Annotated in this window: 9 protein-coding genes; 5 read left to right on the forward strand and 4 right to left on the reverse strand. The window is 57.3% G+C overall.

Annotation, left to right across the window (positions count from 1 at the left end):
* Nucleotide 1 precedes the first annotated feature (1 nt).
* The gene (gene hisS / locus ACR0MQ_RS15215; RefSeq protein ID WP_170775114.1) at nucleotides 2-1,489 is read right to left on the reverse strand and encodes a histidine--tRNA ligase; all 1,488 of its coding nucleotides are present in this window, start codon (nucleotides 1,487-1,489) and stop codon (nucleotides 2-4) included.
* Nucleotides 1,490-1,614: 125 nt separating this feature from the next.
* On the opposite strand from hisS, the gene ACR0MQ_RS15220 reads away from it, so the two are divergent.
* The gene (locus tag ACR0MQ_RS15220; protein ID WP_480609140.1) at nucleotides 1,615-1,809 is read left to right on the forward strand and encodes a SlyX family protein; all 195 of its coding nucleotides are present in this window, start codon (nucleotides 1,615-1,617) and stop codon (nucleotides 1,807-1,809) included.
* A gap of 4 nt (nucleotides 1,810-1,813) precedes the next feature.
* Here ACR0MQ_RS15220 and ACR0MQ_RS15225 read toward each other — a convergent pair whose 3' ends face one another.
* The 3 genes from ACR0MQ_RS15225 to dnaE all read right to left on the reverse strand — a co-directional run bounded on the left by ACR0MQ_RS15225 (nucleotide 1,814) and on the right by dnaE (nucleotide 5,984).
* Nucleotides 1,814-2,182: a hypothetical protein gene (locus ACR0MQ_RS15225; RefSeq protein ID WP_480609142.1), complete on the reverse strand. Its 369-nt coding sequence runs from the start codon at nucleotides 2,180-2,182 to the stop codon at nucleotides 1,814-1,816.
* Nucleotides 2,183-2,187: 5 nt separating this feature from the next.
* On the reverse strand, nucleotides 2,188-2,397 hold the full coding sequence (locus ACR0MQ_RS15230) for a YMGG-like glycine zipper-containing protein (RefSeq protein ID WP_010443296.1): 210 nt from the start codon (nucleotides 2,395-2,397) through the stop codon (nucleotides 2,188-2,190).
* 86 nt (nucleotides 2,398-2,483) lie between these two features.
* Nucleotides 2,484-5,984 (reverse strand): DNA polymerase III subunit alpha, encoded by a 3,501-nt coding sequence (dnaE, locus tag ACR0MQ_RS15235; protein ID WP_480609144.1) that lies wholly within the window; start codon nucleotides 5,982-5,984, stop codon nucleotides 2,484-2,486.
* Nucleotides 5,985-6,328: 344 nt separating this feature from the next.
* Here dnaE and xdhA point away from each other — a divergent pair, with 344 nt between their 5' ends.
* From xdhA to ACR0MQ_RS15255, 4 genes are read left to right on the forward strand one after another with little or no spacing between them, the layout of a single operon-like run.
* Nucleotides 6,329-7,690, forward strand: coding sequence for a xanthine dehydrogenase small subunit (xdhA, locus tag ACR0MQ_RS15240; RefSeq protein ID WP_170775121.1), 1,362 nt, complete (start codon nucleotides 6,329-6,331; stop codon nucleotides 7,688-7,690).
* A complete protein-coding gene (xdhB, locus tag ACR0MQ_RS15245; RefSeq protein ID WP_480609146.1) occupies nucleotides 7,687-10,089 on the forward strand; it encodes a xanthine dehydrogenase molybdopterin binding subunit in 2,403 nt (800 codons plus the stop codon). The genes xdhA and xdhB overlap by 4 nt, the downstream gene beginning before the upstream one ends.
* Nucleotides 10,089-11,054, forward strand: a complete 966-nt coding sequence (gene xdhC / locus ACR0MQ_RS15250; RefSeq protein WP_480609148.1) for a xanthine dehydrogenase accessory protein XdhC — start codon at nucleotides 10,089-10,091, stop codon at nucleotides 11,052-11,054. Before xdhB ends, xdhC begins: the two co-directional genes overlap by 1 nt.
* The gene (locus ACR0MQ_RS15255; RefSeq protein WP_170476697.1) at nucleotides 11,051-12,568 is read left to right on the forward strand and encodes an ABC transporter ATP-binding protein; all 1,518 of its coding nucleotides are present in this window, start codon (nucleotides 11,051-11,053) and stop codon (nucleotides 12,566-12,568) included. The genes xdhC and ACR0MQ_RS15255 overlap by 4 nt, the downstream gene beginning before the upstream one ends.
* The last annotated feature ends 8 nt before the right edge of the window (nucleotides 12,569-12,576 follow it).

Raw genomic sequence — 12,576 nt, forward strand, 5'->3', positions numbered from 1 at the left:
GTCAGTCCTGACTGTCCAAAATTTCGCGCACCTTGGCGACCAGATCTCCGCGTAGCACTTCAAACTGGCTGGGTCGTTCTTTCCATTCCTCAAGCGTGGCGCTTTCGGCAATCTTGGCGCCAAGAATCAGGTCCTTAATTTGCACAATTCCCTTGTCTTTTTCGTCACCACCTTCGATCACAGCGATCGGAGAGTTCCGCTTGTCCGCGTATTTCAGTTGGTTGCCAAAGTTTTTGGGGTTGCCCAGATACACCTCGGCCCGGATACCTGCATTGCGCAGCTCAGTTACCATGGCCTGATAGTCGGCCATCCGATCCCGATCCATGACGGTGACGACCACCGGACCGGTGGCTTGCGCTGCGATCCGACCCTTTTCGCGGAGCGCGGCCAGTAAACGATCAACACCGATCGAAATACCCGTCGCAGGCACTTCCTGTCCGGTAAAACGCTTGACCAGATCGTCATAGCGACCACCGCCTGAGACCGACCCGAATTGCCGCTTGCGGCCTTTCTCGTCGAATATCTCGAAGGTCAGTTCGGCCTCATAAACCGGCCCAGTGTAGTAGCCGAGGCCACGGACAACCGAGGGATCAATCTCGATCCGGTCCGATCCATACCCACCCGCATCCAGCAGGGCACCGATCTGCTCCAGCTCGGCAATGCCATCCGCGCCAATCTTGCTGTCGCCCACGGCGGCGCGCAGGTTGGCCAGCGTACCAGCGGTGTCGGTAGCTTTCGAGGTCAGGAACGCGATCACAGGTTCGGCCTGATCTTCGCTGAGACCAACACCATCAATGAACGCCCCAGAGGCATCCAGTCGGCCCTTGGTCAGCAGCTCTCGCACACCCGCCTCACCGACCTTGTCGAACTTATCGATAGTGCGCAGAACATTATCGCGGGCGGCCAAGTCTTCGCCCAGCCCCATCGCCTCAAGCACACCATTCAGGACCTTGCGGTTATTGACGCGCACAAGATAGTCACCGCGCGGGATGCCAACGGTTTCCAGCGTGTCCGACAGCATCGCGCAAATCTCGGCATCGGCAGCCATCGACGCCGTGCCCACCGTATCCGCATCACATTGATAAAACTGACGATACCGCCCCGGCCCCGGTTTCTCGTTCCGCCAAACCGGACCCATCGCATAACGACGATAGGGCGTCGGCAAATCGTTGCGGTGCTGCGCATAGACGCGGGCCAAAGGCGCAGTCAGGTCATAACGCAGGGCCATCCAGTCGCCGTTACCGCCCTCGTCGAATTCCTGCCATGCAAACACGCCCTCGTTTGGGCGATCTACATCTGGAAGGAACTTGCCCAGCGCTTCGACGGTCTCAACCGCGCTGCTTTCCAAGGCATCGAACCCGTAACGATGATAGACGCCCGCAATCGTCCGCAGCATTTCGGTGCGCTGCGTGACTTCCTCGCCGAAATAGTCACGGAACCCTTTCGGCGTCACGGCCTTGGGGCGGGGCTGTTTCTTGGGCTTGGCCATGTGGGGCGTCCTTGGGATTTAGTGTTCCGCGCGCGGTCTATCCCATGGCCACCATCGGAGCAAGGCGGGGTTTCTCTGGTCAGGGCGTCACAGGGTCGCTATGAGACGACTATAAGGAGAGCCCCATGCTGCATCTGGAAGAGCAGATCGCCCATCTGACCCGCACGGTCGAAGAGCTGAACTCGGTCGTCACAAACCAACAAAGCGAGATCGACCGCCTGACCCGTCGTGTCGAGATGTTACTGCAGCGCGAGGCCGAACGGGCGCAGGAAGGCTCAGGCGGAGTTGTGTTCGGCGACGAACGTCCGCCGCATTACTGAGTGATCACAACCCCAGTGTCGACTTAACCGCGTTATCGACCACGCCGCCCAGAAGGGCGTTTTTGTCGGCGGCACAGCCCTCGGACAAGGCAGCGATGAAGGCTTCGCGCAGCTGCGCCTTTTCCTCGTCGGTGGCTGCATGATCCTCGATATTGATCTGACGATTGTAAAGCGAGAGGGCCGTCATCTTTCCAACTACGGCCACGACAAATTCTTCGTCGCCATCAGCGTCTTCAGCGATCGATGCGCATGTATAGTGCATCACGGGCAAGGCATCCTGCACCAATTGCTCTGCAGAATCGTCAGCCACAGCAAATGTCGGAAGGACAAAAAGCGCGGCACAGGCGGTGGATTTGATGGAATTTTTCAGCATTATGATCACTTCCAGTTATGTCCGATAATAGCCCCGGCGACACCGCCGACTGCGGCCCCCTTGCCGTCTCCGACTAAAGCACCGACGCCTGCACCAACCAGAGCGCCAGTAACAGTGTTTTTCTTCTTGTCGTCTGCTTGAACGGCAGTGGCCAACGCCAAAGCACATGCCACCGCTAGGCTAAGTGATCTGAAATCAATACCTGAATTCGTCATTTCGGAACCCTCCTGTGAAATGACCCCTAAGGTTATTCAGTCAGCCTAACTGGGCACATCGCTCAAGGCAACAATTCGGTTTGTGGTCAAACTTCCTCGATCTCCGAGATTCCCTCAAGCGATTTGAGGGCACCTTTGATCTGGGGATTGATCGCATAGTTTCGTCCCAGATCCAATTCGACCTCACCCGGCAAACCGGGATCAAGCAGGCATACGTAAACTGGGCCTTTGGCAGCCCTTTTGGCGTTGCTATCTGCGTCTTCCAACACTTTCGCAATGCTTGGCAAAACCTTTGAATCTTCCACAAATACACGCAGGCCTGTGGCCCCAGCCTCGGCGACCACCACGTCGACCGGACCAACTGACCGACCCAACAGCTTGAGCTGATCCGCCTCCATCGTCGCTTCGGCGGTCAGCACCACCTGCGCGCCGGTTTCCAGAAACTCTCGGGATTTCTCTAGTGTTTCCGAGAATAGCGTGACCTCGAATGCTCCGGTGGGGTCAGAGAGCTGAGCAAATGCGAACCGATTGCCACGCGCAGACTTTCGCTCTTGCCGTCCGGCGACGACACCTGCCATCTTTGCAATAAACGGACCAGAGCGCGCCTTTTCAGTCACCTGATCTAGTGTCAGCACCTGTTTTCGCTTCAATGCGGGCATATAATCATCCAGCGGATGGCCGGACAGATAGAACCCGATGGCCTTGAATTCTTCGCTCAATCTCTCGGCGGGCAGCCAGTCTGGTGCGGGTGACAGCCGAGGTTCGGGCAGGTCATCTCCTGCCTCACCAAACAGCGACACCTGGTTTGAGTTTTTCTGATCGTGGATGGCGGCTGAATATTGCACTAGCGGGTCCAGGCTTTCAAACACGCGACGGCGATTCTTGTCGAGTTCATCGAACGCACCGGCACGCGCCAGCATCTCTAGCGGGCGCTTGCCGACTTTTTTCAGATCAATACGGCGAGCAAAATCGAAGAGGGTCACAAATGGCTTATCCGCGCGCCCATCGACGACGAGGTTCATCGCCTCAACACCCACGTTTTTTAGCGCACCCAGCGCATAGACCAGATGCCCTTCCACCACGTCAAACGTCGCCTGAGATCGGTTCACGCAGGGCGGCACATAGGGCAGTTCCAACCCCTTTCGGACCTCTTCAAAATAGACGGCCAGCTTGTCGGTCAGATGGATATCGCAGTTCATGACGCCTGCCATGAACTCGACCGGATGGTTCGCCTTCAGCCAGCCCGTCTGGTAGCTGACGACCGCATAGGCGGCAGCATGGGATTTGTTGAAACCATAGTTGGCGAACTTTTCCAGCAGGTCGAAGACCTCCGACGCCTTCTTGGCATCAACTCCATTCTCGCCCGCGCCCTTTTCAAATTTCGGGCGCTCGGCGTCCATCGCTTCTTTGATCTTCTTGCCCATCGCACGGCGCAGCAGATCGGCACCGCCCAGGCTGTACCCAGCCATGACCTGCGCGATCTGCATCACCTGTTCCTGATAGACGATGATGCCTTGGGTTTCCTCAAGGATATGGTCGATCAGAGGATGCACGGATTCGATTTTGCGCAGCCCGTTCTTGACCTCGCAATAGGTCGGGATGTTCTCCATCGGGCCGGGACGATAGAGCGCCACAAGGGCCACGATGTCCTCAATGCAGGTGGGTTTCATACGCTTGAGCGCATCCATCATGCCCGAGGATTCCACCTGGAACACCGCCACGGTCTTGGCCGCCGAGTAGAGTTTGTATGTCACCTCGTCATCCAGCGGGATGGCGTTGATCTGGTTTACCGCTCCTTCGGCAGGTTCATAGAGTTCCCTGCCGTCGGGCGCGATATGCAAATCCCGCCCAGACTTGAAGATCAAATCCATAGCATTCTGGATCACAGTCAGCGTTTTCAGGCCCAGAAAGTCGAATTTTACTAACCCGGCCTGTTCTACCCATTTCATGTTGAACTGGGTCGCGGGCATGTCCGAGCGCGGATCCTGATAGATCGGCACCAGTGCATCCAAAGGACGGTCGCCAATCACCACACCAGCCGCGTGGGTTGAGGCGTTGCGCAGCAATCCTTCGACCTGCTGGCCGTAAGTTAAAAGGCGGTCGACAACTTCTTCGCTGCGTGCCTCTTCCCGTAGGCGCGGTTCATCCTTCAATGCCTTTTCAATGGAAACGGGTTTAACGCCTTCGACCGGGATCATCTTGGAAAGTCGATCCACCTGCCCGTAGGGCATTTGCAGGACCCGCCCGATATCACGCACGGCAGCTTTCGACAGGAGTGCACCGAAGGTGATAATCTGACCTACCTTGTCGCGGCCGTATTTCTGCTGCACATAGCGGATCACCTCTTCGCGGCGGTCCATGCAGAAATCGATATCAAAGTCTGGCATCGAGACCCGCTCGGGGTTCAGGAACCGTTCGAACAGCAGCGAATAACGTAGTGGGTCAAGGTCGGTGATCGTCAGCGCATAGGCCACCAGCGAGCCCGCACCCGAGCCACGTCCCGGACCAACCGGGATGTCTTCATCCTTTGCCCACTGGATAAAGTCAGCAACGATCAGGAAGTAGCCGGGGAACCCCATTCCTTCGATGATGTCGAGTTCGAAATCCAGACGCTCTTGATATTCTTCCGGTGTCACCGCATGCGGGATCACCGCCAGACGCTTCTGCAAGCCCTCATTCGCAATGCGGCGCAATTCTGCCACTTCGTCATCAGCAAATTTTGGCAGGATCGGATCGCGGCGATAGGCCATAAACGCGCAGCGCTTGGCGATCTCAATCGTGTTTTCAATCGCCTCGGGCAGATCGGCAAATAGGGTCACCATCTCTTGCTGCGACTTGAAATAGTGCTGTGCGGTCAGGCGGCGGCGGCCTTCCTGCTGGTCAACATAGGCACCTTCGGCGATGCAGATCAGCGCGTCATGCGCCTCGTACATGTCCGTGGTCGGGAAATAGACATCGTTTGTGGCGACCAGCGGCAGGTTCTTGGCATAAGCCATCTCGACATGGCCGCGCTCGGTCAGGCGTTCGGCCTCGGGCTGACCATCTTCACCTGGGTGTCGCTGAAGTTCGACATAAAGCCTGTCTGGGAACATCGCGGCCAGTCGATCCATCAGAGCCTCGGCCGCTGGGCGCTGGCCTTGTTGCAACAACATCCCAACCGGCCCATCCGGCCCACCCGTCAAGCAGATCAAGCCGTCCGAGTGCTTTGACAATTCGTCTAATGTAACCTGCGGCAACTGCCCGCCCTTGTCCACGTAAAGGCACGAGCTGAGCTTCATCAGGTTTTCATAACCGACCTCGGATTGTGCCAGAAGAACCAAGGGCGCAGGCGCCTTCGGCTTCTCACCCGGCTGTGCTTGTACGTAGGTCAGATCAACTTGACAGCCCATAATCGGCTGAATGCCCGCCCCGCTGGCGGTCACGGCGAACTCCAGCGCCGAGAACATGGAATTGGTGTCGGTCACCGCAACGGCGGGCATTTCCATCTTCTCGCAAAGACCCGGCAGCTTTTTTAGCCGCACGGCACCTTCCAGCAGAGAATATTCGGTGTGAACGCGGAGGTGAATGAATCGGGGATGGCTGCTCATTCCTGCAAGCTATCCCAGCAAACAGGGATGCAAAAGCAGGAACCCACCCCATGGATTCGGCAAAATAATCGCGCGGATTATTCGGATATTTCTGAAGGTGCTTCTGAACTCCCGCGAGCCCGATCCAAGAAAATACTTTAATTTCAGAGCACTGAACGATAGATAGATGCGGCAATTGACCACAATTCGCGCCATATGATGTATCACAGAGACAGTTTTTCTTGCCAGATCGCACAGCCTGTTTCTAACATCAGATGGCAAGCTACACGCCCGCCACTCTTTCTACGTCGCATCGAAGGAGAGCATCCAAAGGGCGCAACTGGGTAACGCGACGGGTTTCACTCATGAATATCACGTTTCTTCTGAACGGAGAGACAGTGGAGCTGGAGGATATCGATCCGACGGCGACCTTGCTGGATTGGTTGCGCGAGGATCGCGGCCTTACCGGCACCAAAGAGGGCTGCAACGAAGGTGATTGCGGAGCCTGCACTGTCATGGTGACCGATGAGGACGGTGCCAAGGCGGTGAATTCCTGCATCATGTTCCTGCCGCAACTTCACGGTAAAGCGGTGCGCACTGTCGAAGGCGCGAGCGGCCCAGACGGAGACGCTCACCCGGTTCAGAAGACAATGGTGGATCTGCATGGCTCGCAATGCGGGTTCTGTACGCCTGGCTTTGTGATGTCGATGGTGGCAAGTCACACCAATGGCGCGACGGATCACGACAATCAACTGGCCGGAAACCTGTGTCGCTGCACGGGCTATGCACCAATCATCCGGGCGGCTGAGGCCGCCGAAGCACATCCAGTTCCCGTGTGGGTCAAAGATAAGCCGGTGTCTATCCAGTCGACCCCTGCCAGGTTGCCTGGTTCGTCGGATGAACTCGCCAAGATTTACTCTGAAAATCCAAATGCTACTTTAGTTGCCGGGGCAACGGATGTCGGACTTTGGGTCACGAAGCAGCTGCGCGACCTTGATCTCGTAATCTTTCTTAATCGTTGTGAAGATCTGAAAGAGATCACGATCACCGATGAAGAAATCCGCTTTGGCGCAATGGTCGACATGAACCGCATGGGCGATGCGCTTGCCGATCTGCATCCGTCTTATGCAGAAATGGTTCGGCGCTATGCTAGCGTTCAGGTCCGAAACGCGGCAACAGTTGGTGGCAACATCGCCAATGGCTCGCCCATCGGAGATAACCCTCCTGCCCTTATTGCTTTGGGAGCAACACTGCACCTGCGCAAGGGTGACGCCCGCCGGTCAATCCATTTGGAAGAGTTCTTCATTGACTACGGCAAACAAGATCGCGCGCCGGGCGAGTTTGTCGAGGCCGTCAGCTTCCCGCGTCAGGCTGATCGGTTGAAGTGCTACAAACTCAGCAAACGGTTCGATCAGGATATCTCGGCCGTTTGTGGGTGTTTCAACATCACCGTAACCAACGGCACAGTCGAACAGGTTCGCGTTGCTTTTGGCGGCATGGCTGGAACTCCAAAACGTGCAACGGCAGTCGAGGCTGCGCTAACCGGCCAGCCATGGACGCGCGAAACAATTAACGCCGCATTGCCTGCTTTTGCGGAAGATTACGCGCCGATGACCGATATGCGGGCCTCGGCCACGTATCGTCTGGAAACAGCCAAGGCGATGCTTGTCAGATACTACAACGAGGATCAGGGCAAACTGTCCAATGTACTGGAGGTGTCGGCATGAGTGTCGCCAAATCCCTTCCGCACGACACCGGACCACTGCATGTGGCCGGCACAGCGCGCTATGTCGACGACATCCCGACACCAAAGGGATCGTTGCATCTTGCGTTTGGACTAAGCCCGATCGCCAAAGGTAAAATCAGCGCCATGGATCTGTCTGCCGTAAAGGCTGCTGGCGGTGTGGAGACGGTGATCACCGCTGATGACCTGCCCTTTGCGAACGACGTATCCCCATCAATCCATGATGAGCCGCTTTTGTCGGATGGAACGGTGCACTATATCGGTCAACCGGTATTTCTGGTCGTCGCCACCAGCCATCTGGCTGCCAGAAAAGCGGCCCGGCTGGGCAAGATCGACTATGCTGAGGAAGCACCGATTCTGACAGTCGAGGAGGCCCTTGCCGCTGACAGCCGATTCGAGGACGGCCCGCGTATCTACGCCAAGGGCGATGCAGAGGCCGCCATCGCAGGTGCGGCTCATATCGTCGAAGATACGTTTGAAATCGGCGGGCAGGAACATTTCTATCTGGAAAGTCAGGCCGCCCTGGCCGTGCCGAATGAGGGCGCGGATATGCTGGTGCACAGTTCGACTCAGCACCCGACCGAGATACAGCACAAGGTGGCCGATGCACTGGGTGTTCCCATGCACGCAGTCCGGGTTGAAACACGGCGGATGGGCGGAGGTTTTGGCGGTAAGGAGAGCCAGGGCAACGCTTTGGCCGTCGCCTGCGCCATCGCCGCACGTGCGACTGGCAAGGCCTGCAAGATGCGCTATGACCGTGATGACGATATGACGATCACGGGCAAGCGCCATGGCTTCCGGATTTCGTACAAAGCCGGGTTCGATGAAAACGGACATATTCAGGGCGTTTCCTTTATACACTATGCCTTGTGCGGTTGGGCGCAGGATCTGTCTCTTCCGGTAGCAGATCGCGCCATGCTGCATGCGGACAATTCATATTTGCTGCCAAATGCCCGGATCGAAAGCCATCGGCTGAAGACCAACATCCAGTCTGCCACGGCCTATCGTGGGTTTGGCGGTCCGCAAGGGATCGTTGGGATTGAACGCGTAATGGACCACGCGGCGCATGTTATGGGGCTGGACCCGATCGAGCTGCGCCGCCGGAACTACTATGAACCGGCGCATGAGGTGGCCGATCCCACGGTACCGCAGCAACCTCTGGGTCATCCTGACCCGCATGAGGACCTCACCAGCCGAGGCGCGGTCGAGATGGGCGATGCACCAGTTCGCCCGGTACCCGCAGGCGGCAACACCACGCCTTATGGGATGGAAGTCAGCGATTGCGAACTGCATGGCATGACAACAGCTTTGCTGAAGTCTAGCGACTATGCAGCCCGCAAGCAGGCGGTTGGCGCATGGAATGCCGAGAATAGCGTGATCAAGAAGGGAATTGGTTTTTCCCCGGTGAAGTTTGGCATTTCCTTTACACTGACCCACCTGAACCAAGCCGGTGCGCTGGTGCATGTTTATCAAGACGGCTCGGTCCACCTGAACCACGGTGGCACCGAGATGGGCCAGGGGTTGTTCCAAAAGGTCGCTCAGGTTGCAGCGTCGCGTTTTGGCATACCACTTGAGCTGGTGAAAATTACCGCCACGGATACGGCCAAGGTACCGAATACATCCGCCACCGCGGCCTCGTCAGGAAGTGACCTGAACGGCATGGCGGTCAAAGCAGCCTGCGACACCATCCGTGACCGGATGGCGGATTATTTGGCGGAACGACATCAGGCCGACCCCACGACCGTGACATTTGCGGACGGGCAAGTTGCAGTGGGCGAAGAAAGCTATAGCTTCGCCGAAGCCGCAGCGTTGGCCTATCAGGGGCGCATCAGCCTGTCCGCAACCGGATTCTATAAAACTCCGAAGGTCGAATGGGACCGGATCAAAGGCCATGGGCGCCCCTTCTTTTACTTTGCCTATGGCGCAGCCATCACTGAGGTGGCTGTCGATACACTGACCGGTGAAAACCGTATCTTGCGCACCGATATCCTGCATGATGCGGGCGCGTCCCTGAACCCGGCGTTGGATATCGGGCAGGTCGAGGGTGCTTATGTTCAGGGCGCGGGCTGGCTGACGACAGAGGAGTTGGTCTGGGACGGCAAAGGCAATCTACGCACTCACGCACCGTCCACCTACAAGATACCGGCCTGTTCTGACCGACCCGATATTTTCAATGTCGCGCTTTGGGATGGTGAGAACCGCGAGGACACGATCTATCGTTCGAAAGCGGTTGGTGAGCCACCCTTCAATCTAGGCATATCAGCCTGGTTGGCCCTATCAAACGCGGTGGCCGCATGTGGAACCGGCTATCCCGCGCTGAATGCGCCTGCCACCGCAGAAGAAGTCTGGCGTGGAATTCAAAGGGTAAAGGGAGATACCTGATGGGATTTGACAGGGAGGCTTTGAGGGAGGCGGTCAAAACCCACGGCAAGGTGGTTCGGGTCGTCATTGCCGGGATCAAGGGATCATCACCGCGCGAAGTTGGCGCTTCGATGCTGGTATGGAAAGACGGGCAAAGCGGCACCATCGGCGGCGGCACGCTGGAATATCAGGCCGCTGAAGCTGCACGTCACCAAACCAAGCCGTCACGGTTGAGCCAGCATGCACTTGGCCCTGATTTGGGCCAATGCTGCGGCGGAGCGGTTTCGCTACTTTCGGAGATATATGACAACGCTTCTTCAACGCATGTTGAAGGTACGGTCGTCGCACGACCTGTGACCCAGGAATGCGAAAAAGAGGACCCGCTAGATACTCAGGTTCAGCCTATGGCGGTTAAACGCGTATTAGCGCGGTCTCGCGCTCAAGGCGTCGCACCCGAGCCACAGCTGATCGAGGGATGGATGATCGAACCCATCCACGAACCCACCCGCAACCTCTGGATTTGGGGTGCAGGGCATGTTGGCCGTGCGTTGGTGGATGTTCTTTCCCCCCTGCCCGATCTTGCAATCACATGGGTTGATACCGGTCCCGAGCGTTTTCCCAGCAGCATTCCGTCGGGGGTGACTACCGTGCCGGCGGCCAAGCCTGCAGAACTGGTGCGACATGCACCGCCTGAGGCCGAGCATTTGGTGCTTACTTATTCACACAATCTGGATCTGGAACTGTGCAACAGGTTGCTTTTGCACGATTTCCGTTTTGTCGGGCTGATTGGTTCAGCTACTAAATGGGCGCGATTCCGGTCGCGACTGGCGGCGCTTGGACATCCGCCCGCACGTATAGGCCGGATTACCTGCCCGATTGGCGACCCCAATCTGGGCAAACACCCGCAGATGATCGCCGTTGGGGTCGCAGCACAACTTCTGCGCCCGGCCCGGCAGAATGAACTGAAGAAGGACCTGAGCGCGTGACCACTCCACTTCTAAGTCTTCAAGGGCTGACCAAAGCCTATCCCGGCGTCGTGGCCAATGATCAGGTGTCTTTCGACATCGGAGAGGGCGAGGTTCACGCCTTGCTGGGCGAGAACGGCGCGGGCAAATCGACGCTGGTCAAGATGATCTATGGCCTGGTGAAGCCCGACAGCGGTTCGATGCTACTGCGTGGCCAGTCTTTTGCACCGCCTGAACCTCGGGCAGCGCGCTCTGATGGGATCGCGATGGTGTTCCAGCACTTTTCATTGTTCGATGCCCTGAACGTCGCCGAAAACATCGCGCTTGGTATGGAAAACCCTCCTGCCATGGGTGATCTAGCGTCCCGCATCCGCGAGGTGTCGGAAACTTATGGCCTGCCGCTGGATCCGTATCGCACAGTGGGCGACCTGTCTGCGGGAGAGCGTCAGCGGGTCGAGATCATCCGTTGCCTGCTGCAAGACCCCAAGCTGTTGATCATGGATGAACCAACATCGGTTCTGACCCCTCAGGAAGTCGATATCCTTTTTGAAACGCTGAACAAATTGCGCTCCGAAGGCACCTCGATCCTGTATATCTCACACAAGCTTGAAGAAATCAGAACGCTGTGTGACCACGCCACGATCCTACGTCTGGGCAAGAATGTAGGCGAGTGTGTGCCCGCCGAAACCTCCGCCCGTGACATGGCCGAAATGATGGTCGGCTCGACGTTGCAAACGCCAGAACGATCCGGTCGGGAGTTTGGCGAAGTCGCGCTGGATGTAAGTGGCCTTTCGGTGCCATCGCCTTCGGAATTTGGCACAGCGTTGCGCAATGTTCACATGACCGTCCGCAAGGGCGAAGTTCTGGGCATCGGTGGCGTTGCCGGAAACGGTCAGGACGAATTGCTGGGTGTTCTGTCAGGAGAGATTCCAACTGCTGCGGATGCGATCAAGTTCAATGGTCAAGCGATTGGCAAGCTCGGTCCGACGGCCCGGCGGAAACTTGGTGTGCTGACCGCCCCCGAAGAACGGCTGGGCCACGCAGCTGCCCCTGATATGAGTCTGACTGAAAATGCCCTACTCACCGGATCGATCCGCGAAGGGTTGGAAAGCAACGGCTTTCTAAAGTGGAACGAAACCAAAGAGTTCGCCGAGAAAATCATCAGCGCTTTCGACGTTCGGACGCCCGGACCTGAGAATGCAGCACGCTCGCTTTCGGGTGGGAACCTGCAGAAATTTGTGATCGGGCGCGAGGTGTTACAGAATCCCGATGTGTTGGTGGTGAACCAGCCAACCTGGGGCGTGGACGCTGCTGCTGCTGCATCGATCAGACAGGCGATCCTGGATCTTGCGGCCAAGGGAACGGCAGTGATCTGTATTTCCCAAGACCTTGATGAGCTTATGGAAATCTCGGACAGCTTTGCCGCGTTGAACGAAGGGCGTCTGAGTGCGCCGCGTGAGACCACCGGCCTGACGGTTGATGAGATTGGCCTGATGATGGGCGGAGCACATGGCATGGAGGTGGCGCATGTCTGACGTGTTGA

The organism is Ruegeria sp. AN6, from assembly GCF_056540425.1.